Origin of the sequence: Chryseobacterium gilvum, assembly GCF_025628965.1 — a bacterium.
Classification (GTDB): domain Bacteria; phylum Bacteroidota; class Bacteroidia; order Flavobacteriales; family Weeksellaceae; genus Chryseobacterium; species Chryseobacterium gilvum.
Genome location: NZ_JAOTEN010000002.1, coordinates 352,696 through 376,072, shown reverse-complemented (window position 1 = coordinate 376,072; position 23,377 = coordinate 352,696). Strand labels below are relative to the sequence as shown.

Below are 23,377 nucleotides of genomic sequence, written 5' to 3'. Positions count from 1 at the left end.
GTTTAATCTAAATTGATATTTCTTTGTAATAAATCTTCCTGACGCATGCGTCTGAAAATATTGGCCAAAGTTAAGACATCTTTCTCACAATAGTCTACTATTCTCTGCAAGTCTTTTTCTATGTAGTAGATTGATGAAACCATTGAGCCGTCAATGTCATCTTTCGGGGTAGGGATCCCAAAAACATGTGCAAGCAATTCCAGTGAGATAAAGCTTTTATAATCTCCGAATTTCCACAGTTCCATCGTATCAAGATGAGGGATTTCCCACGGTTTTTTTCCGTACATCTGAAAAGGTGTCGGAGGTTGGATTCCATTGATCAGAAACCGTCTCGCAATCCACGGAAAATCAAATTCTTTCCCGTTGTGCGCGCACAGTACCACATCACGCAGTCTTGGACTGTTGAATATTTCTCCGAATTCCAATAGCAGTTTTTTCTCGTCATGATCGGCAAAGCTTTTAATTCTTAACGTATCATTCTTCTCAAGCATACCAATTGTGATACAGATAATCTTTCCAAATTCAGCCATAATTCCGGCTCTTTCGGGATAGAATTCTTCTGCTGAAGTCTCCTCTTTTCTTTGAAACCTCGTCTTTTTATCCCAGAGTTTTTGCTCGGTTTCTGACAGCTCTTCCCACGATCCGGAGTTTGGAACAGTCTCTATATCAATAAATAAAACTTTTTCTAATGAAATATTCTGTATCATATTTTTGTGTTTATCCTACCTTCAAGCCGTTTTTAGCAGGCAGTGAAGTTGTCAGTAATGTGACATCTTTGGGGTCTTCTCCATATACTCCCAAAATTAAGCATTCGCTCATGAAATCGGCGATCTGCTTCTTTGGAAAATTCACAACGGCCAAAATCTGTTTCCCGACCAGGTCTTCTTTTGAATACAGTGTAGTGATTTGAGCGGATGATTTTCTTATGCCTAAGTCTCCAAAATCAATTTCTAGTTGATAAGAAGGATTTCTGGCTTTTTTAAAATCTTGTGCAGAAATTACAGTTCCACATCTGATGTCTATTTTTTCAAAATCTTCCCAAGATATCTCCGGTTTTGTCGTCATAAATAAGTTAATATATGTTGGTTTGGTAAATTATTTGCTTTAAAAGGTAAAATTCAGCCAAATTTTAGTGAAAAACAAATAAAATTTTTTATTTTTACGTAAAACACAATATAAATGTTGATTAAAATTTACGGAAGTGCCATCTTCGGTGTTTCCGCACAGACCATTACTATTGAAGTTAATATAGACACCGGTGGAGTAGGCTATCATTTGGTAGGTTTACCCGACAATGCGATCAAAGAAAGCAGCTACAGAATTTCAGCGGCACTGAAAAATGTAGGTTACAAAATTCCTGGTAAGAAAATTACCATCAATATGGCTCCTGCAGATCTTCGCAAAGAAGGCGCTGCCTATGATCTGAGTATTGCAATGGGAATTTTGGTGGCTTCTGACCAGATTCTTGCAGAAGATATTCAAGATTATATTATTATGGGAGAGCTTTCTCTGGACGGAAGCCTGCAGCCGATAAAAGGGGTCTTGCCCATTGCCATTCAGGCGAGAGAGGAAGGTTTTAAAGGAATTATTCTGCCTAAACAAAATACAAGAGAAGCCGCTATTGTTAATAATCTTGATGTGTATGGCGTAGAAAACATCAAAGAAGTAATTGACTTTTTTAATGAAGGAAAACTTCTTGAAAAAATTGTTTTGGATACCCGGAAGGAATTTCAGGACAAAATCAACAGTTTTCCGTTTGATTTTTCTGAGGTAAAAGGCCAGGAAACCGCAAAAAGGGCTATGGAAGTTGCCGCAGCAGGTGGTCATAATATTATTCTTATCGGGCCTCCCGGAAGCGGAAAAACGATGTTGGCCAAAAGAGTTCCGAGTATTTTGCCACCTCTTACTCTGAAAGAAGCTCTGGAAACAACAAAAATACATTCCGTTGCAGGGAAAATGGGAACGCAAACTTCTCTCATGACGGTTCGCCCTTTCCGGTCGCCGCATCACACCATTTCTGATGTCGCTTTAGTTGGAGGAGGAAGCTATCCTCAACCCGGAGAAATATCCTTGGCTCATAACGGCGTTTTGTTTCTTGATGAAATGCCCGAATTTAAAAGAACGGTTCTGGAGGTGATGCGCCAACCTTTAGAAGACCGGGAAGTCACGATTTCAAGAGCAAAATTCACGGTAAATTATCCTTCAAGCTTTATGTTAGTGGCTTCCATGAACCCGAGTCCGAGCGGGTTTTTTCCGGATGATCCCAACAACACTTCTTCTGTGTTTGAAATGCAGCGGTATATGAATAAACTTTCAGGGCCGCTTCTGGACCGTATTGATATTCATATTGAGGTTCAGAAAGTTGAATTTGAGCAATTGACTGAGAAGAGAAAAGGGGAAAAAAGTGAAGACATCAGAAAACGGGTTCTGAAAGCCCGTGAGATCCAGAATGAAAGGTATAAGGATTTGGCAATCAGTTATAACGCGCAAATCGGTTCCCGGGAAATTGAACGATTCTGTGAACTTGATGAAACATCTTTTAATCTGATTAAATTAGCGATGGAAAAACTAAACCTTTCTGCAAGAGCTTTTGACAGAATTCTTAAAGTGGCTAGAACCATTGCAGATCTGGAAGGGTCTGAAAACATTCTATCTGATCATATTTCTGAGGCGATCCAATACCGGAGCCTAGATTGGGAATTTTGGAGTGTGTAAGCTGCAAAATTTAACTTTAAATTCCTTTTTTGCCTTCTAAAATCATCTGGATCATTTTTGTTTTCCTGTTCTCTCTGGTTTCGGGCTTCTTGGCTTCTTCAATCCATCGGATATATTCTTTTCGGTGCGTATAACTCATTTTATCGAATATTTCTTTGGCGATTTTATTTTCTTTAAAAACGGTAAGGATGTCATCGGAAATTTCCACCGTTCTTTCTTCTTTATCTTCCAGGAGCGAAACAGAAACCTCATCCCCGAAAGTCTTCCCAAGTTTTTTACGGATTTCCTGCGTCAAACCTAAAATATGACATTCGGATTTCATTTTGGCCAGGCTTCCGCGATATTCTATACTGTCATCAAATAAAGCTTTGATTTTTACCTGCCCTTTCTTCCCGAAAAGCTCTTTAACGGAAAAAGGAAATTCTACAAAAGCTGCATTCATCGTTCCGCTTTGCTTTATAATAGCTTTAAAATGGATTTCTTCTGGTTTCATGTAATTAAAATTGAATCATTAAAAATAAAAAAAACCGTGAAATAAAAATTCCACGGTTTCGAAATATCATTTAAAAACTATTTCTTTTTCTTTTTTGCAGGAGCTGCATTTTTGATTTTAGAAGCACCTGTATCTGCAGGCGTATTTTCGTCTTTCACTAATTTCAGTTCGTCTACAATTCTTCTTGCACCGGCAAATTTGTCGATCGTCCAAAGTACAAAACGGATATCTACACTGATGGTTTTCTGCCATTCTTTTTCGAAAACGATATCTCCGCTTAATGCTTCGCTGTTTCCGTCAAATGCAATACCGATCAGGTTTCCATCACCGTCTATCACCGGAGAACCAGAGTTTCCTCCTGTAATATCATTATTTGAAAGGAAGTTTACGGGAAGATATCCTGCTTTATCAGCATACATTCCGTAGTCTTTTGCTCCCTGAAGCGCAAGCACTCTTTGAGGAAGATCAAATTCTTCGTCACCAGCTTTGTATTTTCCTACTAAACCTTCCATTGTAGTGTAGTAGTTATCGGTTACACCATAATAGTTTCTGTCTGTTCTGATAGGCAATGTATCGATTTGTCCGTAAGTCAGTCTCATGGTAGAGTTTGCATCCGGATAGAATTTTTTGTTTGGCTGGGATTTCATTAATCCGGCTAAGAAAAGACGGTTGTTTTTGGCAAAATTATCGTCTATTTTCACAAATCTTTCACTTGAAGCTTTCTGATCTGCGGCAATTCCTTTTGCGATTTTCAAAAGTGGATCTGCATCGAGCTTCAAGCGGTCAGGATTCAACATAAAGTTGGTTACCGAAGTTTTATTGGCGAAAATCGATGAATATGCAACATTCGATAAATTTTTAGCATCTAAAGCCATCAAAGTTTCTGAAGCGACATCTTTGTTTACTTTTGTCTGATAGAGATTAACCATAGAATTCAACATTTCTCCTTCTAAAGTTGTGTTGATATTTTCATACGCATTTTTAATGGTTTCTTCCATTTTAGCTTTCATGGCAACTTTTCCGGCTAAATCCTGTTTAGCATAAGTATCAAGAGCAGGAGCAAGTTGAAATGCCAGAGAAATATATTTGGCATTTCTCGTTAGTATAGAAGCATAATTTCTTTCTACATTTCTGTCAGAAACCTGCTTGTAATACAGTCCGATATCTTCTAAAACGCCGTCATACATTTCGTTTCCAGGCTGCACAGACCATTTTTTATACTCGGCCTCAAGATTTTGCTTGTCGGTAATAGTCCCGTTTTTTTCAACAGCATCGATGGTTCCCTGTCTGTTTTTCCAATAATTGGCTACAGAAGCATATTGAGAAGCATAGTTGAGTTGGGTTGCTTTATCTTTATCCATATACTTCTTCATTACATCCATCGCTAATTTTGAAGCTTCTACCCAAGCCGGATAGTCTTTGCTTACCATTTGCTGAATTCCGTAAGACGTTAAATAACGGTTGGTTCTTCCGGGATATCCCAAGATCATTGAAAAGTCTCCTGGCTTAACGCCTTTAAGAGAAACCGGTAAAAAATGTTTTGGTTTTAAAGGAACATTGGTGGGTGCAAATTCTGCAGGGTTTCCTGCTGCATCAGCATACACTCTGAAAACTGTAAAGTCTGCAGTATGTCTCGGCCACTCCCAGTTGTCTGTATCGCCGCCATATTTTCCTAATGATGATGGTGGCGCACCTACCAATCTGATATCTTTATAATCCTGATATACAAAATAATAAAATTCGTTTCCGTTAAAGAAATCTCTTACCACAACGGTGTATTTTCCATTTTCAGAATTTTCTGTCTGAATGGCTTTTGTTTCCGCATCAATTACCGCCTTTCTTTCTGCAGCGGTCATATTGTTATTCAGTTTAGAATTGATTCTTTGCGTCGCATCATCCATTCTTACTAAGAATCTTACATACAGATCTTTAGCATTGAATTCGTCTTTCTGCTTCATCGCCCAGAAACCGTTTTTCAGATAGTCCTTTGACGGAGTGGAAGCAGCGGCAACAGCACCATAACCACAGTGGTGATTGGTGAAAATAAGCCCCTGATCTGATACGATTTCTCCGGTACAAAATCCTCCGAAGCTTACAATCGCATCTTTTAGGCTAGAATTATTCACTGAATAAATCTCTTCCGGTGTCAAATGCAGACCTTCTTTCTGCATATCAACTCCGTTAAGTCTTTTAACGAGCATCAATAGCCACATTCCTTCATCTGCCCTCATCTGAGCAAAACCTAACAGGAATGTGAATAGTAAAAATATTCTTTTCATTTTTAAAATTAATTTTGTGGGCTAATTTACTAATTTTTACGGGATCTTATGTTTTAATGGTATTAAAATGGATATAAAATCCTTATGAAAAATTGTATTCTTGCCATTTTATCTTTTTTATTTTTGATTTCAGGGGTAAACTGCTCTTCCGCAAATTTCAAAAATCAGCATATTCAGAGAGAATGGATGCTGGTTTCTTTCGCGGGATTTACCAAAGACCAGCTTATTGCCAATAAAGCAGGAATTGATTTGACAGGTGAAAAAACGGATATTATAAATGGAAATGCATTGATGGGCTGTAACAGGATATTTTTTGCTATGGAGTTCAGAAATAGAGGAAAATTAAATATTTCAGATATAAAAAATCCCAAAACAGTATGTAAGAATATGGATCTTGAAAATAAATTTCTAGAGAGCTTCCCTGCGATGAATTCTTATAAGGTTGAAGGGCATTATCTTACACTTTCTGATGATAAAGGAAACGAAATGAAATTTATCGCTGCTGATTGGGATTAAGTTTAATGGTAATAAATAAAGAAGTCCACAAGGTATTGTAGACTTCTTTTATAAATGGTTTTTAGTTTTTTGGAATCGTTTTCATGATTTCTTCTAAAGTTGCCGTATTGGGTAAGCCTGAAACTTTTGCCGAGCTGGTTACCGGAACTCCTGATTTACGAGAATTTTTTCTGTCAGGAATTGATGCTAAAACCTCATCAAAACTTGCGGTGTCCGGCAATAATTTCCCCTGATTATTTTCCTTTTGCATTTTTTGGGCTTCCTGCTTCACTTCAAGTCCCTGTTCGGAAGCCAAAACGTTTTGTTTTTCTTTTTTTGTAGAATTTGCTTCGTTTTGTTTTTGCATTTTCTTTTCAAATTCTTTAGCATTTTTCAACACCTGTTCCTGGTCTGGAATTTCTGTAGATTTCTTTTCCTGAGTATAAAAAGTTACACTTAGAAGTAAAAATGGAATGATATATAATGATTTCATGATAATTTATTTAATGTTTACAAATACTTTTATTTTTCCGATGGTGTTTTGATCGTAGTCCTGAAGAGCTTTTCCGAGTACTTGTCCTATTTTTACTTTCTTAAGATTGGCTTTCATGGCGACTCCTGGTTTTGATGAGGTTACCAAAAGATCACCTCTTTTAATTTTTCCTCCTTCCAGGCAAACTTTTGTAGGGATCACTCCAATAACACCCATCGGAACTTTTCCTGAAAGATCGGCATCTACATTTTCTTCTGTTAAAAGGACTCCCGGTTTTGTTGCGTACACTCCCGAAACTAAAGTAGAATAAGGTTTTGAAGATTTTTCAACGGCTCTGTCACTTGCAGTAGAGATGACTAAAACATCACCCGTTTCGTATTCAGAAATATTTCCTTCAACATCAAATGCTTCTGCTACATCGGCACCGCTATTTTGTGTACCGCCGTTGAAGAAACCCATACCGGATTTATTGATTCTGGCTACATTGGCAGATCCGCTTTGAAAAACCGCGATATTTCCTGAAGCTCCTGTGTGATTTACAAAAACTCCTGTCCCTGTTCCTGCGTTGGTCACAGATACCACTGCCTGTGAGTTTGCGGTATTCAGGTTTCTGAAATAAGCGGCTTTACCGGTTCCGAAATTAGGAATCCAGCCGTAGATTGCGCTTCCGGTTCCGTCCACCGTTGCTTCTACACCGTCACCGGAATTTTTTGCATTTGCAGTGATCCCGTTTCCGTTCCCGTTGGCAAGAGCAATTAATGCAGGTCCGTTTCCTGTAGCATTACTTGCATAAAATAATCCTCCGAAACCTCCTGTTCCTGCAGATTCGCCATAAACACCTGCAGTCCCGAAGTTAGCAAACTGAGAATTTACTTTTCCTTTTACCGCCGGAGAAGTTCCATTGGTGTTATCTACGAAGAAATCGCCTGCGATACCGTTTCCTAATGTTGTCGAAGACAGTGCTGTAGATGTATTTGAGGGATTAAAATTTTTAAATTCAGCAGCCTTTCCTGTGCTGAATGTAGGAACCCAACCGTACATTGCGCGTCCCGTTCCGTCAACATTGGCTTCGATGGCATCACCATCTTTCGCTACGTTGGCAACAATTGCGTCACCATTGCCATCATTTAATGCAACTAAAGCACGTCCGTTTCCGGTTACATTTGAAGAATAAAATAACCCGCCAAAACCTCCTGTTCCGGAAGAAACTCCGAAAATCCCGGCTGCACCAAAGTTTCCGAAAATTGTTTTTACTTCGCCCCGTACTGCTGCGCTTACACTGTTTGTATTACTGGCAAGAAAAGAAGCAACGTTACCTTGGGTATTGTCTGGTATATTCCCGGTGCTGTTAGATTCTACTTCTAAAGTATTTCTATCATTGGTTGCTGAGAAGTTTTGAAACCTTCCTGCACGTCCTTTGCTGTTGTTGAGACCCACGCGTCCGTATACCCCAATTCCTGTACCCGAGGTATTTGTGGATACGAAACCGTGCAATCCGTAACCTCCGCCGTCATTTCTTCCTACTACAGCTCCCGCGATATCACTTGTGGTTCTTCCTACTATTGCTTCTCCGGCACCATTGTTGTCGGCGATAACCCCGGCTGAACTCTGTACGCTTGTAATCCCATGAACAGCGAAGCCGTTTCCTGTATTACTCATAATACCTGCTCCTGTTCCTGTGGTTGAAACATTAATAACTGTTCCGTTTCCTACACTATTGGCATTAATCACATTACTGTTGTTTGCGTTATTGGATATTGAAAAATTGGCTGCAATTCCGTTTGTACTTGTGGCGTTAAGTCCGGTTCCTGTACTGCTGTTGGCATACACTCCGTAACCGGCACCTGAAGAATTTCCATACACCCCCAATCCTGAAGGAGTAGTTCCGTAAACTCCCCATCCGCTTCCGTTCTGGCTTCCCCAAACACCGACACCTAAACCTCCGGTACCATTATTAATTCCTCTCACACCTGATGAAAATCCTCCGGGAGCTACATTCGTAACGGTTCCTCTTACTGCTGCAACGCTTGATGTAGTCGTGTTGTTGTTTCCTTCTAAAGAAGTTCCGTCGCCATCGTTTGTTATTGAGAAAAGATTATTGGCATTATTAACAGTGGTGGAATAAGGCAAAGTGAAACCACCGCCTGAACTGCCTGAAGTTTTGGCATACATCGCATAAGGCACACTTAACAGCTGGCTTGTTCCTGTAATGGTGTAAGAAGTTCCACCTGTAGGATCTGTTTCTGTTTTTAAATAATAATTCCCGGAAGGCCAGTTGATAGTAGAATAGGTTCCGGAAAGCACAGTTCCTGTTCCGATTTCCAGACTGATGAGTCCGTTCACATTGGTCGTTCCTGTCAGTCTTTCAGAATAAACTACGGTTCCTGCGGGTGAACCCTGAAGAACACTTACTTTAACTCCTATGTTCTGATTAGCAAGTAATTGTCCGGATGTATTTCTCATTACAGCCTGATAACTCATTTTTTCAGGAGCCTGAGCTGAGACTAAATGACAGCCAAGCATTATTCCTACGGTGAGTACAATTTTTTTCATAATGATTATTTTTTAATGATTTTAAATGTTTTAATGTTTTTTCCGTTCTGATTGATTCGTATGATGTACATCGCAGAAGGAAGTTCTGAAAAATTAAATTCTGATTTTGATTCCTTTATTTTATCCTCTTTTAAAAGTTTACCGGAAGAATCGAATAGTTGGAATTCAGAATTTCGGTAGTCGTTTGTAGTAAAATCCACAAATAAAAAATCTTTGAAAGGATTTGGATATAATAAAATGTCTTTCCTGTCTGAGCCTGCTGTTTCTGTCGTAGAAAGAGTAGTGATTTCGTACGCTTGTTGTACACCTTCCATGACCTGATTTTCTTTGGTGGTAAAATCAATCTGCCCTACACTATAAGAAACAGAACCGTTGCCTCCTGTAGCATTTGATCCTGTTGCAAGAAGTGCTTTTTGTGCATCAACTTCTGATACCGAGCAAAAAATCAAAAAGAAGCTGTAGATAAAAATTCTTTTCATATTAAATAATTTCTGATTAATAAAATGTTTTTGTGTGATGATCTGTAATTGAGATTTTTACGGTGTAAAGGTAAGTAGAGCCGCAGGTGGCAAACCAGAGGAAAAGAACTGGAATAAAAAGGGGAAAACACCTGTTTTGAAGACTGAAGTTGCATTTATTCATTAAAAAATGTTATCTTGTAATCTTAATAAATTGTAGACTTAATGTTAGAGAAGAAACAACATAATTACGAAAGAGCGGTTTTGGTAGGCGTTGTCACACAACAGCAGGATGAGGAAAAACTGATCGAATATATGGACGAGCTTGAGTTTTTAGCGTTTACCGCCGGCGCAACCATTGACCGCCGTTTTATACAAAAATTAACCCAGCCCGATTCCAAAACATTTGTAGGAAGTGGAAAAGTACAGGAAATAAAAGAATACGTAAAGGAAAACGAGATCGGAACCATTATTTTTGATGACGAACTGTCGCCGTCTCAGCTCAAAAATTTAGAAAAAGAAGTAGAGGTAAAAATTCTTGACAGGACCAATCTTATCCTTGATATTTTTGCCCAAAGAGCACAGACTTCTTATGCAAGAACCCAGGTGGAACTGGCGCAATATCAATATTTGTTACCTAGATTAAGCAAAATGTGGTCTCACTTAGACAAGCAAAAAGGGGGAATCGGGATGCGTGGTCCCGGTGAAACCGAAATCGAGACCGACAGAAGGATCATTCGTGACAGAATCAGTTTACTGAAAGATAAGCTCAAAATCATCGATAAGCAGATGGCAACGCAGCGGAATAATCGCGGCAAAGTGGTGCGTGTTGCTTTGGTAGGATATACCAACGTAGGAAAATCTACTTTGATGAATGCCATTTCAAAATCTGATGTTTTTGCTGAAAATAAACTTTTTGCCACGCTTGATACGACTGTAAGAAAAGTGGTGATCGGAAACTTGCCATTCCTTTTAACAGATACGGTAGGATTTATCAGAAAACTTCCTACGCAGCTGGTGGAATCTTTCAAATCTACTTTGGATGAGGTGCGTGAAGCAGATCTTCTGATTCATGTTGTCGATATTTCCCACGAAAGCTTTGAAGACCACATCGAATCTGTAAATCAGATTTTAATGGAAATCAATGCGCATCAAAAGCCTATGATCATGGTTTTTAATAAGATCGACGATTTCAGCTACGAGCAGAAAGAAGAAGATGATCTTACGCCCGGTTCTAATAAAAATATTTCGCTTGAAGAATGGAAACGAACATGGATGGCAAAATCTAAATTCCCGACTGTATTTATTTCAGCTTTGACGAAAGAAAATTTCCCTGAAATGAAAAGAATGGTGTATGATGAAGTGATGAAAATTCATATCTCAAGATTTCCATATAATGATTTTCTTTTTGAATATTTTGATAACGACGAAGAAGAATCTGAAAACAATGAGTAATGAATTTCAGACTTATTTTATTTCTGCTGATCATTCCGTTTTTTGGATATAGCCAAAAAACCACACCTGATTTTAAAAGTATTGAAAAAAATCTCCGGAACCCGAAGTCTGAATATAATACCGATAAGCTGATTTTTAAATTCAAAGCCTATCCGAAATCTCTGGATAGTATCGAGGCGATGCATTTGTATTACGGAAGAAATTTTAAAAAAGATAATATTTTAACCACAGATACAGAATTTCAAAAACTGGCGGATGCATTTAAAGGAAACAATTTTGCCGAATGCATACGGCTTGGAAAGATTTTATATGAAAAAGATCCTACCAATCTTGATGTCATTCTTATTCTGCTCCGTGCTTACGATTATATGAAAGACGGCAGCAATTTTACCCATCATCTTACGCAATTAAGGCTTTTAACCGATGCGATCAAATATTCTGGTGACGGAAAATCTGAGAAAACGGCCTATCAAGTCAATTCTGTGGGAGATGAATATATTTTTCTCAACATTCTCAATATTGGCAAAGATTATATCAGAAGTTCTAAAACGCTTAGTGACAGTGTCATTGATGTTTGGGAAAAAGACAATAATACAATATTCATTAAAGTACTTTATTTAGATTTTTAAAATGAAAAAGCTGTTATTATTATTTTTCTTATTTTCTATTGGAATTTATTATCCTCAGGTAAATATTGAACAGATTAAAAAGGACGTCACAGATAATCCACAGAAATTTTATTATGATAATCTTGAAATTTTTAAAACTAATCCAAAATTGTTAAATCAGGAACAGCTTAATTATATTTATTACGGAAATAATTATGTTGATTATGGTTTTAAAAGAGCAGAATTTAATGATAACCTTAATAAGATAACAGATTTTTCAAACAGAAATATTTCCTTTAAAAAAGCAAGCGAGGTTTTAGAAAAAGCAAAAATTCTTTATCAGAAAAACCCGTTGAGCAAAGAGCTTTTATTAGATCTTCAAAAATTATATTTAAAAGTAAAAAATGAAGAAAAGGCTGATTTTCATTTCAGCCAATATTGGCTTTTATATCAAACAATAATAAATAGCGGAACAGGAAAACTAGATGTTTCGCCACTTGCGGTTACTAATTTTTCAGACCAAATCATTGCTTTAGAAAGCTCGAAAGTTTTTGTCAGAGGTTTAACTTTTACGACAAAAGTTCTACCCGATGGCTCCTGGCTCAATATTTATAAAAACGGGCAGGATCTGTTTTTTATAATAATGTTCCATCATAAAGACTTTTATAAAGATGACAAGTAATATTTCTGAAGAAATAAAATCTGTACTGATCGAACTTTCAAATCCTGAAAAAGCCGAATTTTTCCCCAGATTCTTCAAAACCGGAAAAGGTGAATACGGTGAAGGTGATCAATTTCTCGGTGTGACGGTTCCAGAGCAGAGAATTGTTGCCAAAGCATATTATCAGAAAATTTCTCTCGAAGAACTCAGCAAATTGCTTGCCTCCCCATTTCATGAATGCAGATTAACCGCTTTATTGATGCTGGTTTCAAAATTTGAAAAGGCGAAAGATGTCAATAGCAAAGAAGAAATGATTGAATTTTACCTGCAACATCTTCAATACATCAACAACTGGGATTTGGTAGATACAAGCTGTTATAAAATTTTGGGACGGTATGCTTTTGAAAACCAGAAAGATAACCTTTTAAGAGACCTTTCGGCTTCAGAACTTATGTGGCATAAGAGAATTGCGGTCGTAGGAACCATGTACTATGTGAAAAAAGGATCATTCGGGCTTACCAAAGAGCTGGTTACAAAAAACCTGAAGTATCCGCACGATTTGATGCATAAAGCAAACGGATGGCTGTTAAGAGAAATCGGGAATAAAAATGAGCAGGAACTGATTAATTATCTGAATCAATATTATCTGGAAATGCCCAGAACCGCTTTGCGGTACGCGATTGAAAAATTAGATGAGGAAATAAGACAGGATTATCTCAAAGGCAGAATTTAATGAGAATCACAGGCATATATTTTCTTTTATTAGGCTAAAAATAAGTATGTTTGCCCCTTAAATACCATATTCATGAAAAGCTTAAGGCTATTTTTACTTTGTATTCCGTTGTTATTTCTCACCAGCTGTTTTGATATTTTAGATAAAGTAAACATCAAAGCAGACGGCAGCGGAGAATATACCCTGATCCTCAATGCCAGCAAAAGCAAAACACGTTTGGCGTCGATCTCTAAAATGGAAACTATTAATGGCAAAAAAGTTCCTAAAAGATCCGAAATTGAAGGGAAAATAAATGAAGCAGCACGAATCTTCAAAGGCGTTCCCGGAATCAGCAATGTAAAGACAGCAATGGATTTTGACAATTACATCATTAAACTGAGCTGTAGTTTTAAAAAAATCGAAAACATCAATGCCGGATTAGAACAGCTAAAAGCAAAAAATATTGTAGGAAAAATGGTTCCCATGCAGATTTACAGTCATAATATTGAGAAAAAAGCATTCGTACGAAACAAGATCAATACATTTAAAAATGATTATGATAAGCTGAGTAAAGCCGATAAAGAAATTTTTAATGACGCTAAATATATTTCTGTTTTACAGTTTGAAAATCCGGTAAGATCACAGACTAATACTTCTTACATTTTGTCGCCGAACAGGAAAGCATTAAAGCTGGAAGGAAATATATTAGACTTCATTCTTCAGAAAAAACAAATTCAGAATACCATTCTTTTACAATAATTTCAACAATAAACCATGAAATCTATCCTCTTAAAAACACAAAGAATAACGTTCTTACTTTTTGGCTGCGTGCTTATTTTTGCACAAAAAAGCATGAAAATTCCTGATAATGTTTCATTTTATATGGAAATTAATGGGAAGCAGCTTAATAAAAAGATCAACTGGGAAAAATTTAATCCTTTTTTACAGGAAATTGCCAAAGACAATAAGCAGAAAAACTTCTGGAATGATTACTCTAAAACAGGAATCAAATATGATGCGACGCAGTATCATTATGCCAGTTTTAATGATTCTGTACAAACCTATACTTCTCACTTTATCATCGATAATAAAGGAAAGTTTCAGGAGTTTATGACTTCCATTAAGAAAAAAGGGCAGGAAATTTCCAGAAAAAACAATTATTCATACGTCGATATCAATGAGAACGCATTTGTCGCCTGGAATGACGATCATGCCGTACTCAGTTTTGTAAATTACAACAAGCCATATAAAGAAACAGATTGGGCAGAAGTGGTTGCCATCGACAGTGCCGCCACAGTAATAGACAGTACAGCAGTAGTGGTAGAAGATGCCGCAATAGCTACCGCAGACAGTACATATGTGGAAAAACCGTTCGATTACAAGGAAGAAATAAAATATTTAAAAGAGGATATTCAATATCTGAAACAAAATATCAAAAACAGCAATTCAGAAATTGCCAAACTTCAGAAAGACATCAAATATCTGGAGAAAAACCATCAGTATCCCGAAGAAAAAAAAATCACAGATTCCGTGTATTCTGAAAATGAAGTTGAAGTTTTACCGCCACCACCAGCGGAAGATGAAAACCCGGAATATACAGAACCTCTGACTTATGAACCGGAAATGGATTCTCTGAGGATAGAAAATTTCAAAATTGTTAAAAAAATTGCCGAAGATGTATTTGACCGGTATTTTAGTTCAAGTATGGAAATTGAAGTCTCCAAAGAAATGCTTTCGTTCAGAGATCCGGATTCAGATGTTTTTGTTTACACCGATTACGGCAAAATTTTCACAGACGGTTTGTATCAGAGAATGTTCAGACGATATGATTTTAACCCGTATTTTGAGAAAATATACAATTCAAACTCATCTTATAATTTGTACTTTGATAAAGACAAAGTGAAGCTTGTCAATAATTATAAGCATAAAGACCCCAAAATCCAGAAGAGTTTTTCTGAGCTGTATCAAGGAAGAAAAAATAAAAAACTGGCCTCGTTAATTAATGATAAAAGCATCGGATATTATGTGATAAACATCAATGGCAATAAATATTTTGACATGATGTACAGCCTGCTTGAAAACTCCGGACAGGCAGAATACCAGAAAGAAATGGAACTCATTATGGAAACCATGAAAATCATTCTGGATGAAGAGGCAATTGCCAAAATTGCTCCCGGAAACGGCATTTTTGTGCTGAATGAGTTAACATCGAAAGAAGTAGAATACACTGATTACGATTATGACAATGATTATAACGAAAAAGAAGTAAAAAAGAAAAAAGAGGTGATGGTTCCCAATTTTACCTTTGCGTTTGCAACGGAAAATGAAAACTACTGGAGACGCGTTTTTGATCTTCTGACCACCAATAAAAACGCAGCAAAAAATTTCTCAAAAAAAGGATCGTTTTACGTTTTTAAAGATGAAAAAAGCAATAGTTACCTGGATCAGCTTTTCTTTACCGTACAAGATGGAATCGTTTACCTTACTACTTCTACCGAAAATATTACCCAGAAAAACCAGTCTGAGCTAGCCGGAAAATGGATGAAAGATTCTTCTAAATATCCTTTTTCGGGAAGGTTAGATATTCAAAAACTGATCATCGGATTGGATAAAGAATTCAAAAGCCCTTCTGAAAGAAAGACATTAGACGTTTTCAGAAAAAATGTAGGCGAGTTGTATTTTAAAACTGAAGTAAAAGGTGAAAGCATACAGACCGAAATGGATTATAATATCAAGAATTCTTCGGAAAACAGCCTTATGTATTTCTTTGATCTGTTTGATGAATTTTACAAAATCATGGAGGCTGAAAAAGTGCCTGCAATTTTATAAATGAACAGGAAAAAAATTATTGTCTCATCAGTGATCATCTGTATTGCCGCAGCAATTTATTTTGGGCTGTTTTTTAAAAATAAAACCCTGAAATATATTCCTGCAAATGCAGATGTAATCGTTTTAGTTGATGTGAAAAAAATGACGAGACAATATATTTCCGAAATGATCATGCATCCTTCAGGATGGTTTAATGATGATAAAGAGCTTAAAAGAAGCATTTCTCTCAGAGATTCCGGATTAAAAGTCCCGGATTTTATCCAGGTTTTCCATATTAAAAATACAGGCTTTTCAGAATGGTATTCGGTTGTTGAAATTGATGATAAAGAAAAGGTGCTGTCTTTCCTGAAGGAAAAAAAATTCCTCGCCAAAGGTAAAAATGTATTTCAAAAAGATCGTTTTTTTGTTAAGATTAATGGTAATCAATGCATTTTGGGCAGTTCAGATTCGGCTTTTTCAAATATCGGCCAATTTCTTGCCCATTTTTCAGAGAAGAACGCTTATCATGCAGATCAGTTGATAAATGATGCGGTAGGAAGTATTTCTTATGTTTCCGGAAAGAATATTCAGAATTTTTCCATAACGCTGAATGGGGATAATATTGAAATAAAAAGTACTGCTGAAAACGGTATATTCAATCCGCTCATTGCTGCATTACAAAAAGAAAAACATTTTTTAAGTGCAGAGCTCAATGCTGAAAACGTGAAGCATTACACCTGTTTTTTTGATAAAAATCTGGCGAAGTCTGCTCCTGTACAATACGCTCACATCACTGCTGATTTGGAGCAGGTAAACGATACCATCATCAGTTACGGCTATGACGATAATTTTAATGAAGTTGAAAAGCAGGGTTATCAGAAAATTATTCAGCCCAATTATATAATCGCAATGCAATTTGCGCAGCCGGAAAAATTAAAGCAGTATTTTTTGCATAAAAAATGGATTAATGCTGAAAATCAGTTTACAGGTATTCCTTTTCAGCCTAATATAGTTGCTAAAACCAAAAATGAGATCATTATAAGATCAACGAGAAACCCAATAGCTTTAAGCCGGAAACAAAATCAAAACTATATTTTCATCAAAAATAATGTGTTACTTTCTCCCTCTTTAAATTTTTTAAATAATTCTGAAAGGAAAACAATATCCAATATAGAGTATATTTTTTACGGTAATAGAGAGAAAGATTATTATGTGAAAATACAGTTCAGGGAAGATAAATTGCCGTTAATTTTAACGATGGTAAAGTAATACAAATCGCATGAATATTTCGGAAATCATAATACTCAAACAGTTTATCCACTACTTCCTGCATTTAGGTTTTCCGGCAATCATAGCCTACGTTTTTTATAGAAACCAATGGAAAAGGGCATATCTTATTCTTCTTGCAACCATGCTGGTAGATCTTGATCATTTATTTGCAGATCCTGTTTTCGATCCCAGCAGAAACAGCATCGGCTTCCATTTTCTCCATTCTTATGTTGCAATTGCGGTGTATTTTTTGCTTCTTCTGTGTAAAGGAAATGCACGCATTATCGGTATCGGGCTGCTTTTGCATATGGCAACCGATTTTCAGGACTTTCATTGTTGGTAATTGCCTTTAGCAGTTCCTGTGATAGCTAAAAATCATATTTTTTTTATTCTCATTTATGAAACTTAAAGAACTTTTACATTATACCTATATCTTTCCTGTTTTGGCAGTGCTATATTATTTTTCAGGATTAATGGGAACAGGATTGGCGTACGATGCAATTGCCGGTATTTTATTAACGGGAAGTGTTTTATCTGCAGTACATCATGCCGAAGTCGTTGCGCACAAAGTCGGTGAACCATACGGAACCATTATTCTGGCCTTATGCATCACTATTATAGAAGTGGCGCTTATCATTTCATTAATGGTTGCAGGAGGCGATGAGGCAATTACTTTGGCACGCGACACAGTTTTTTCGGCGGTTATGATTATTCTTAACGGGATTTTGGGAATCTGTATTTTGATCGGAGGTGTTAAGTATCACGAACAGTTTTTTGCACGTACTTCCGCGACAACTTATCTGGTAAGTATTATTTCTATTTTAGCGTTTACTTTGATACTTCCCAATTTTACATCAAGCATAAACGGGCCGTTCTACAATCAGGCCCAATTGATATTTGTATCCATCGCCTGTTTAATCATTTATGGCGTTTTTCTGATGGTTCAGACGGTGAAACACAGAAACTATTTTATCGTTGCAGATGAAAATGCTGAGGATCACTATATTCCCGGCAAAATGCAGACGGCTTTCAGTTTTGTATTTCTTGTTATTTGTCTTATTATCGTAGTGATGATGGCAAAAGGCCTTTCAGGAACTATTGAAAATATGGTTCAGAGTATCGGCGCTCCGAAATCTTTGGTGGGAGTCATTATTGCTGCTGTCATTCTTCTTCCGGAAGGGATTGCGGCCATAAGAGCAGCCAGGAACAATCAGATCCAGTCGAGTTTAAATTTGGCTCTGGGATCGGCCTTAGCAAGTATCGGGTTGAGTATTCCTGCCGTTTCGGTGGTGTGTATCATTTATGACATTCCTTTGGTTTTAGGATTAGATAAAAAGGATATTATCTTGCTTTCATTATCCGTATTTATTGTCATGCTCTCACTGAGCCGGGGAAAAACCAATGTTTTGTACGGAACGGTTTTACTGGTGAATCTTGCAGCATATATTTTCACGGTAGTGGTGCCTTAATATTTTTACTGTTTCCTTGCCATTTCCATCTTATATGACATTAAATTGGCAATATTTTCAGATTTTGTAATGGCCATAGAAGCGTTTTCACCGGTGAAATTTTCTTCAATCGTCAGTTTCCAGAGTTGCAGCCATCTTTCAAAATGGTGCTTCTCCATCGCTTTTATTTTATTAACAGGAAAATGCATACTCATCGGATTTCCTTTATAGCTCATCTGCCCAAACAAAATGGTTTCCCAGAATGAATACATTTTCGGCAAATGAAGATCCCAATCTACCTTCACAATATCTTTAAAGAACAGACCAATGGTTTCATCATCAATTACTTTTGCATAAAATGCATTGACAAGAAGTTCAATATCTTCTCTTGATTCCAGCTTTTTCATGTATCAAATGTAGGTAAAAATGAATATTTCAATAGATTTCACCGCTTGATAAATTTCATGAAAACAAAATTTTATCTTTGTAATATTGTTTTGAAAGAATAAAATTCAAATACGATTGAAATAATACGTTATGGCAAGAGGTTTCAGAAAAAAAATAGATCAGCAAAATACGGAAAACAGCGGTTTTGGAGCCAATGCTTCCGGAAGGTTTATCAATAAAGACGGCCTTCCGAATGTTAAAAGAAGAGGCGTTAATGTGATCAACAGGTTAAGCTGGTATCATACCATGCTAAATTTATCGTCATTCCGGTTTATTACGTATTTAGTGGTAATGTATATTCTCATTAATCTCGTTTTTGCATTCATTTATTACCTGATTGGGGTAGAGCATCTTACCGGTATTGATAAAAGTGACCCGATGAATGAGTTTATTGATGTTTTTTTCTTTAGCTCACAGACTTTTACAACCGTTGGGTACGGAAGAATTGCTCCTGTAGGTTTTCTGGCAAGTTTGGTAGCTACTTTCGAAGCATTTTTAGGGCTTCTTACTTTTGCCATTGCAACCGGTTTGTTTTACGGAAGATTTTCACGGCCAAGAGCGTATCTTAGGTTTTCAGATATAGCGGTAATCGCTCCTTTTCAGGATGTTACAGCGCTCATGTTAAGATTGGCGCCTTATAAAAATAATGCTTTGACGGATGCGGATGTCACTTTATCCACAGCAATCGAAATTACAGAAAACGGGAATACCAAAAGTAATTTTTACAGGCTGGAAACACAGTTGAGCAAAATTAATACCTTGGCTCTCAACTGGACCATTGTTCATAAAATAGATGAGAACTCTCCGTTTTATGGATTTACGGCGGATGATTTCAAAAATACCAATATTGAAATCATTATTCATATCCGTGCATTTGATGAAGTATTTTCGAATACGGTGGTTCAGCGGTCATCCTATGTTTCCCGCGAGATTATTTACGGAGCCAGGTTTATCCCAATGTTTTATCCTGACAAGGAACAGGAATCTACTATTTTAGATCTGGATAAAATCAATGCCTATGAAAAGGCTGATCTTCCTGTCTTTGAACCAGAACAATCATGAATTTAGAAGGATACAAAAAACAGGCGCTCCAAAAGCAGAAAGAACATAGAAAATTTTTGGAAAGCCTGAAGAAAAAACTGCCTAAAAACCTGGATTATATCGTTCAGGAAACTCATGATGAGGTATTTGAAAAAATAGATTGTTTACAATGCGCAAACTGCTGTAAAACAACCGGGCCTCTGTATACCGAAAAAGATATTGAAAGAATTTCAAAACATCTCCGTCTTAAACCTGCTGATTTTGAAGCGAAATTTCTCCGTACGGATGAAGACCAGGATAAAGTTCTTCAGAATCTGCCCTGTTTTTTCCTGAATCAGGATAACACCTGCTCGATCTATGATGTGCGTCCTAAAGCGTGTCGTGAGTATCCCCATACCGATCGGAAGAAGATCTATCAGATCAATCATCTGATGGTCAAAAACACGTTGATCTGTCCTGCTGCTTTTGAGTTTGTAGAAAAAATGATAAAGAATATTGAAAAGTCATAAATGATCTTAAAATATAATAAACTGCGTTAATTTTCAGAGGAAAAAACAATTTTGTTTTCTATTGTACGTTTGCAGAATGAAGTAGTTTAGTTATATAAATTCAAATGGTATCCTGGAATATAATGTTTCAGGATTTTTCTGTGCTTAATTTAAATAAAAAAGCATTGAATATATCAATGCTTTCCTCTTTCACTATTACTTTTTTCCCATTGACCCGGGAACAGGCTATATGAAAAAAGACCGGGAAATTTCCGGTCTTTTATATTATTGTTATACTACTCCCTGAGCTAACATTGCTTCTGCTACTTTTACAAAGCCGGCAATATTGGCACCTTTTACATAGTTCACATATCCGTCTTCTTCTTTTCCGTAGTCTCTGCAAGCTTTGTGAATACCGATCATAATCTCTTTAAGCCTTGCGTCAACCTCTTCAGAAGTCCAGTTTAGTCTGATCGAGTTCTGAGTCATTTCCAGACCTGAAGTAGCTACACCTCCCGCGTTTGAAGCCTTACCAGGAGAAAACAATACTTTATTATCAAGGAAATAATTAATTGCTTCCAGTGTTGAAGGCATATTTGCAGCTTCTGTTACACAAAGGCAACCGTTTTCTACCAATAATTTTGCATCTTCCAGGTCAAGCTCATTCTGAGTAGCAGAAGGAATTGCAACGTCACATTTTACTTCCCAAGGACGTTTCCCTGCATAAAATATTGCTGAAGGATATTTTTTAGCATAATCTTCCGCTCTGTTATTTCCAGAGGCTCTTAATTCTAGTAAATAATCGATTTTTTCTCCGCTGATTCCTGCTTCATCATAGATATATCCATCTGGTCCGGAAAGGGTAACCACTTTTCCGCCCAGTTCGTGTACTTTTTTGATGACTCCCCAAGCTACATTCCCGAAACCTGAAACAGATACGGTTTTATCTTTAAAAGTCTGTCCGATGGTTTTAAGCATCTGTTCAGCGAAATAAACGACGCCGTAACCGGTTGCTTCAGGACGGATTAATGAACCACCGTAAGCAAGGCCTTTTCCGGTAAGAACTCCGGTAAATTCGTTTCTGATTTTTTTGTACTGTCCGAATAGGTATCCGATTTCTCTTGCTCCTACTCCGATGTCCCCTGCAGGAACGTCGGTTTCAGGACCGATATGTTTGCACATTTCAGACATAAAAGCCTGACAAAAACGCATCACTTCCATATCTGTTTTTCCTTGCGGATCAAAATCTGAACCCCCTTTTCCGCCTCCCATAGGAAGAGTCGTCAAAGAGTTTTTGAAAACCTGCTCGAATGCTAAGAATTTAAGAACAGACAGGTTTACGGTAGGATGAAAACGAATTCCTCCTTTGTAAGGCCCGATTGCTGAATTCATCTGAATTCTGAACCCTCTGTTTACCTGAATTTCCCCTTTGTCATCAACCCATGGAACTCTGAAAATAATGATTCTTTCGGCTTCAGCCATTCTCTCAAGAAGCTTCATGCCTGTATATTCTTTTCTTGTCAAAATAAAAGGAATTACTGTAACTGCAACTTCTTTTACTGCCTGTAAAAATTCCGGTTCATTCGGGTTTTTTGCCTCAATTTTAGCAATAAACTCCTGAATTTTCTGGTCAATATTATATTGTTCCATAAAGTAAGGTTGAATATTATCTCAACAAATTTAATTTTTTTTTCAAGATTCACAATAGCTTATTTAATATTTGCTGATAATTCAATAATAATGCAGCATAATATTGTTAAATTGATAATTATAAACTAAATATTATTAAAAATTAAATGTTATATGCGAAATAATGAAATATTAAGAAATCGTTAATTTTCAAATCGCCATAAATTGTCTCCCGGAAAACGATTTTACCTTCCCTAAAAGCTCTAATTCTAAAATTACGGGTAAAATTTTGTGGGATGAGAGGTTGATTTTATCGGCAAGATCATCTAAGGTAATGTGGGGAGAATCTACAATACTTTTATATATTAATTCTTGGTTTTCAGATAATTGAATGGTAATCTGATGTTGCGGGAAAAGTTCTTCAATTTTTCCGGAGGGTGTCGTGAAACCAAGTATATCAACCAGATTTTTAACTGTTGAAACTGCTGAAGATTTATTCTGAACGATCAGTTGATTACAACCCTGGCTGTATGGATCGGTGATTCTCCCAGGAAGGGCGTAAACTTCTCTGTTATAGTTATTTGCAAAAGTCGCCGTGCTGATTGATCCACCACCGAATGCGGTTTCTACCACGATGGTTGCAGGCGAGATTCCGGCAACAATTCTGTTTCTTTGAATAAAATTTTCCCGGTCCGGCTTTCTGGAAGAATTAAACTCTGTGAGAAGTCCGCCGTTTTCTTCCAGAATTTTTTGTGAAAGTTTTCTGTTTCCGGAAGGATAAAAGGTATGGAAACCGTGCGCCAAAACACCGATCGTAGGTATTTTATGCTGTAAAGATTTTTCATGTACTTCTTTATCAACACCTAAAGCCAGCCCGCTTACAGAAATAAAAGGATATGATCCTGCCTCATTAAAAAAATCTGCAATAAATTTTTTTCCATAAGCAGTCATGTTTCTGGTTCCTACGATGCTTAAAGGTTTTAAGCTGTCTTCAAAAACTCCTTTTTGATATAAAATTGCGGGAGCGTCATCACATTCTTTAAGTAAAAAAGGCAGCTCTTGTAAATGTCTCAGATTGATTTTAATATGGTTGTTTTCACAGAAAAGCAGTTCTTTCTCGGCGAATTTCAAATAATTTTCATTACCAATATCCGAGACGATCTTCTTTCCGATCCCATCTGTCTGGCTAAGTTCTTTTTTAGCCGTTTCCCAGACATTTTTTGCGCTTCCGAAAGCCCGTACAAGTTTGTAAAAATTGATATCACCGATAAAACTGCACTCGCGAAGTGCGATAGAATAAAGATGTTCTTCAGAATACATTTGTG

At 36.9% G+C, this 23,377-nt stretch carries 23 protein-coding genes; 13 read left to right on the top strand and 10 right to left on the bottom strand.

Annotation, left to right across the window (positions count from 1 at the left end; all coding sequences use genetic code 11):
- Window positions 1-2 precede the first annotated feature (2 nt).
- Window positions 3-707 carry a 3'-5' exonuclease gene (locus N0B16_RS08350; RefSeq protein ID WP_262990360.1) on the bottom strand — a complete coding sequence of 235 codons (705 nt, stop codon included), beginning with the start codon at window positions 705-707 and terminating at the stop codon, window positions 3-5.
- A gap of 10 nt (window positions 708-717) precedes the next feature.
- Window positions 718-1,065 (bottom strand): tRNA-binding protein, encoded by a 348-nt coding sequence (locus N0B16_RS08345; protein WP_262990359.1) that lies wholly within the window; start codon window positions 1,063-1,065, stop codon window positions 718-720.
- Between the two features lie 114 nt (window positions 1,066-1,179).
- On the opposite strand from N0B16_RS08345, the gene N0B16_RS08340 reads away from it, so the two are divergent.
- Complete coding sequence (locus N0B16_RS08340) at window positions 1,180-2,715, top strand: YifB family Mg chelatase-like AAA ATPase (RefSeq protein ID WP_262990358.1); 1,536 nt, start codon at window positions 1,180-1,182, stop codon at window positions 2,713-2,715.
- 16 nt (window positions 2,716-2,731) lie between these two features.
- Here the strand turns inward: N0B16_RS08340 and N0B16_RS08335 are convergent, their stop codons facing one another.
- Window positions 2,732-3,208 (bottom strand): YdeI/OmpD-associated family protein, encoded by a 477-nt coding sequence (locus tag N0B16_RS08335; RefSeq protein WP_262990357.1) that lies wholly within the window; start codon window positions 3,206-3,208, stop codon window positions 2,732-2,734.
- 77 nt (window positions 3,209-3,285) lie between these two features.
- Complete coding sequence (locus N0B16_RS08330) at window positions 3,286-5,487, bottom strand: S46 family peptidase (RefSeq protein WP_262990356.1); 2,202 nt, start codon at window positions 5,485-5,487, stop codon at window positions 3,286-3,288.
- Window positions 5,488-5,571: 84 nt separating this feature from the next.
- Here N0B16_RS08330 and N0B16_RS08325 point away from each other — a divergent pair, with 84 nt between their 5' ends.
- Window positions 5,572-6,003: an META domain-containing protein gene (locus tag N0B16_RS08325; protein WP_262990354.1), complete on the top strand. Its 432-nt coding sequence runs from the start codon at window positions 5,572-5,574 to the stop codon at window positions 6,001-6,003.
- Between the two features lie 61 nt (window positions 6,004-6,064).
- Here the strand turns inward: N0B16_RS08325 and N0B16_RS08320 are convergent, their stop codons facing one another.
- Genes N0B16_RS08320 through N0B16_RS08310 form a run of 3 tightly spaced genes read right to left on the bottom strand, consistent with a single transcriptional unit; the run spans window position 6,065 to window position 9,507 of the window.
- Window positions 6,065-6,475 carry a hypothetical protein gene (locus tag N0B16_RS08320; RefSeq protein WP_262990353.1) on the bottom strand — a complete coding sequence of 137 codons (411 nt, stop codon included), beginning with the start codon at window positions 6,473-6,475 and terminating at the stop codon, window positions 6,065-6,067.
- 6 nt (window positions 6,476-6,481) lie between these two features.
- Window positions 6,482-9,028: a beta strand repeat-containing protein gene (locus tag N0B16_RS08315; RefSeq protein ID WP_262990352.1), complete on the bottom strand. Its 2,547-nt coding sequence runs from the start codon at window positions 9,026-9,028 to the stop codon at window positions 6,482-6,484.
- Between the two features lie 5 nt (window positions 9,029-9,033).
- Complete coding sequence (locus N0B16_RS08310) at window positions 9,034-9,507, bottom strand: T9SS type A sorting domain-containing protein (protein ID WP_262990351.1); 474 nt, start codon at window positions 9,505-9,507, stop codon at window positions 9,034-9,036.
- 204 nt (window positions 9,508-9,711) lie between these two features.
- Between N0B16_RS08310 and hflX the strand changes: the two genes are divergently transcribed.
- The 9 genes from hflX (at window position 9,712) to N0B16_RS08265 (ending at window position 18,468) form a co-directional block, all read left to right on the top strand.
- The gene (hflX, locus tag N0B16_RS08305) at window positions 9,712-10,941 is read left to right on the top strand and encodes a GTPase HflX (protein ID WP_262990350.1); all 1,230 of its coding nucleotides are present in this window, start codon (window positions 9,712-9,714) and stop codon (window positions 10,939-10,941) included.
- Window positions 10,941-11,570: a DUF4919 domain-containing protein gene (locus N0B16_RS08300; RefSeq protein WP_262990349.1), complete on the top strand. Its 630-nt coding sequence runs from the start codon at window positions 10,941-10,943 to the stop codon at window positions 11,568-11,570. The genes hflX and N0B16_RS08300 overlap by 1 nt, the downstream gene beginning before the upstream one ends.
- 1 nt (window position 11,571) lies before the next feature.
- Window positions 11,572-12,231 carry a DUF4919 domain-containing protein gene (locus N0B16_RS08295; RefSeq protein ID WP_262990348.1) on the top strand — a complete coding sequence of 220 codons (660 nt, stop codon included), beginning with the start codon at window positions 11,572-11,574 and terminating at the stop codon, window positions 12,229-12,231.
- Complete coding sequence (locus N0B16_RS08290) at window positions 12,221-12,943, top strand: DNA alkylation repair protein (protein WP_262990347.1); 723 nt, start codon at window positions 12,221-12,223, stop codon at window positions 12,941-12,943. Before N0B16_RS08295 ends, N0B16_RS08290 begins: the two co-directional genes overlap by 11 nt.
- Window positions 12,944-13,015: 72 nt before the next feature.
- Window positions 13,016-13,681 carry a hypothetical protein gene (locus tag N0B16_RS08285; protein ID WP_262990346.1) on the top strand — a complete coding sequence of 222 codons (666 nt, stop codon included), beginning with the start codon at window positions 13,016-13,018 and terminating at the stop codon, window positions 13,679-13,681.
- A 15-nt stretch (window positions 13,682-13,696) separates the two neighbouring features.
- Entirely contained in the window at window positions 13,697-15,751 is a 2,055-nt protein-coding gene (locus N0B16_RS08280) for a DUF4836 family protein (RefSeq protein WP_262990345.1), read from the top strand.
- On the top strand, window positions 15,752-16,999 hold the full coding sequence (locus N0B16_RS08275; protein ID WP_262990343.1) for a hypothetical protein: 1,248 nt from the start codon (window positions 15,752-15,754) through the stop codon (window positions 16,997-16,999). It begins immediately after the preceding gene.
- 10 nt (window positions 17,000-17,009) lie between these two features.
- On the top strand, window positions 17,010-17,342 hold the full coding sequence (locus N0B16_RS08270) for a DUF6122 family protein (RefSeq protein ID WP_262990342.1): 333 nt from the start codon (window positions 17,010-17,012) through the stop codon (window positions 17,340-17,342).
- A 55-nt stretch (window positions 17,343-17,397) separates the two neighbouring features.
- Window positions 17,398-18,468 (top strand): calcium:cation antiporter, encoded by a 1,071-nt coding sequence (locus tag N0B16_RS08265; protein WP_262990341.1) that lies wholly within the window; start codon window positions 17,398-17,400, stop codon window positions 18,466-18,468.
- Window positions 18,469-18,473: 5 nt separating this feature from the next.
- Here N0B16_RS08265 and N0B16_RS08260 read toward each other — a convergent pair whose 3' ends face one another.
- Window positions 18,474-18,854 carry a group III truncated hemoglobin gene (locus N0B16_RS08260; protein WP_262990340.1) on the bottom strand — a complete coding sequence of 127 codons (381 nt, stop codon included), beginning with the start codon at window positions 18,852-18,854 and terminating at the stop codon, window positions 18,474-18,476.
- A gap of 130 nt (window positions 18,855-18,984) precedes the next feature.
- Here N0B16_RS08260 and N0B16_RS08255 point away from each other — a divergent pair, with 130 nt between their 5' ends.
- Together N0B16_RS08255 and N0B16_RS08250 are read left to right on the top strand one after the other, a co-directional pair.
- The gene (locus N0B16_RS08255) at window positions 18,985-19,956 is read left to right on the top strand and encodes an ion channel (protein WP_262990339.1); all 972 of its coding nucleotides are present in this window, start codon (window positions 18,985-18,987) and stop codon (window positions 19,954-19,956) included.
- Window positions 19,953-20,444: a YkgJ family cysteine cluster protein gene (locus N0B16_RS08250; RefSeq protein ID WP_262990338.1), complete on the top strand. Its 492-nt coding sequence runs from the start codon at window positions 19,953-19,955 to the stop codon at window positions 20,442-20,444. Before N0B16_RS08255 ends, N0B16_RS08250 begins: the two co-directional genes overlap by 4 nt.
- A 270-nt stretch (window positions 20,445-20,714) precedes the next feature.
- On the opposite strand, the gene gdhA is transcribed toward N0B16_RS08250, so the two are convergent.
- Window positions 20,715-22,073: an NADP-specific glutamate dehydrogenase gene (gene gdhA / locus N0B16_RS08245; RefSeq protein ID WP_262990337.1), complete on the bottom strand. Its 1,359-nt coding sequence runs from the start codon at window positions 22,071-22,073 to the stop codon at window positions 20,715-20,717.
- A 189-nt stretch (window positions 22,074-22,262) separates the two neighbouring features.
- On the bottom strand, window positions 22,263-23,372 hold the full coding sequence (dprA, locus tag N0B16_RS08240) for a DNA-processing protein DprA (RefSeq protein WP_262990336.1): 1,110 nt from the start codon (window positions 23,370-23,372) through the stop codon (window positions 22,263-22,265).
- Between the last annotated feature and the right edge of the window lie 5 nt (window positions 23,373-23,377).

Bases quoted from the DNA above. Each gene is read 5' to 3' on its own strand.
- N0B16_RS08350 (WP_262990360.1), bottom strand. From the start codon at position 707: ATGATACAGAATATTTCATTAGAAAAAGTTTTATTTATTGATATAGAG.
- N0B16_RS08265 (WP_262990341.1), top strand. From the start codon at position 17,398: ATGAAACTTAAAGAACTTTTACATTATACCTATATCTTTCCTGTTTTG.
- N0B16_RS08280 (WP_262990345.1), top strand. From the start codon at position 13,697: ATGAAATCTATCCTCTTAAAAACACAAAGAATAACGTTCTTACTTTTT.
- N0B16_RS08300 (WP_262990349.1), top strand. From the start codon at position 10,941: ATGAATTTCAGACTTATTTTATTTCTGCTGATCATTCCGTTTTTTGGA.
- N0B16_RS08310 (WP_262990351.1), bottom strand. From the start codon at position 9,507: ATGAAAAGAATTTTTATCTACAGCTTCTTTTTGATTTTTTGCTCGGTA.
- N0B16_RS08285 (WP_262990346.1), top strand. From the start codon at position 13,016: ATGAAAAGCTTAAGGCTATTTTTACTTTGTATTCCGTTGTTATTTCTC.
- N0B16_RS08260 (WP_262990340.1), bottom strand. From the start codon at position 18,854: ATGAAAAAGCTGGAATCAAGAGAAGATATTGAACTTCTTGTCAATGCA.
- N0B16_RS08320 (WP_262990353.1), bottom strand. From the start codon at position 6,475: ATGAAATCATTATATATCATTCCATTTTTACTTCTAAGTGTAACTTTT.
- N0B16_RS08250 (WP_262990338.1), top strand. From the start codon at position 19,953: ATGAATTTAGAAGGATACAAAAAACAGGCGCTCCAAAAGCAGAAAGAA.
- N0B16_RS08335 (WP_262990357.1), bottom strand. From the start codon at position 3,208: ATGAAACCAGAAGAAATCCATTTTAAAGCTATTATAAAGCAAAGCGGA.
- gdhA (WP_262990337.1), bottom strand. From the start codon at position 22,073: ATGGAACAATATAATATTGACCAGAAAATTCAGGAGTTTATTGCTAAA.
- N0B16_RS08345 (WP_262990359.1), bottom strand. From the start codon at position 1,065: ATGACGACAAAACCGGAGATATCTTGGGAAGATTTTGAAAAAATAGAC.
- hflX (WP_262990350.1), top strand. From the start codon at position 9,712: ATGTTAGAGAAGAAACAACATAATTACGAAAGAGCGGTTTTGGTAGGC.
- N0B16_RS08295 (WP_262990348.1), top strand. From the start codon at position 11,572: ATGAAAAAGCTGTTATTATTATTTTTCTTATTTTCTATTGGAATTTAT.
- dprA (WP_262990336.1), bottom strand. From the start codon at position 23,372: ATGTATTCTGAAGAACATCTTTATTCTATCGCACTTCGCGAGTGCAGT.
- N0B16_RS08330 (WP_262990356.1), bottom strand. From the start codon at position 5,487: ATGAAAAGAATATTTTTACTATTCACATTCCTGTTAGGTTTTGCTCAG.
- N0B16_RS08290 (WP_262990347.1), top strand. From the start codon at position 12,221: ATGACAAGTAATATTTCTGAAGAAATAAAATCTGTACTGATCGAACTT.
- N0B16_RS08340 (WP_262990358.1), top strand. From the start codon at position 1,180: ATGTTGATTAAAATTTACGGAAGTGCCATCTTCGGTGTTTCCGCACAG.
- N0B16_RS08275 (WP_262990343.1), top strand. From the start codon at position 15,752: ATGAACAGGAAAAAAATTATTGTCTCATCAGTGATCATCTGTATTGCC.
- N0B16_RS08270 (WP_262990342.1), top strand. From the start codon at position 17,010: ATGAATATTTCGGAAATCATAATACTCAAACAGTTTATCCACTACTTC.
- N0B16_RS08315 (WP_262990352.1), bottom strand. From the start codon at position 9,028: ATGAAAAAAATTGTACTCACCGTAGGAATAATGCTTGGCTGTCATTTA.
- N0B16_RS08255 (WP_262990339.1), top strand. From the start codon at position 18,985: ATGGCAAGAGGTTTCAGAAAAAAAATAGATCAGCAAAATACGGAAAAC.
- N0B16_RS08325 (WP_262990354.1), top strand. From the start codon at position 5,572: ATGAAAAATTGTATTCTTGCCATTTTATCTTTTTTATTTTTGATTTCA.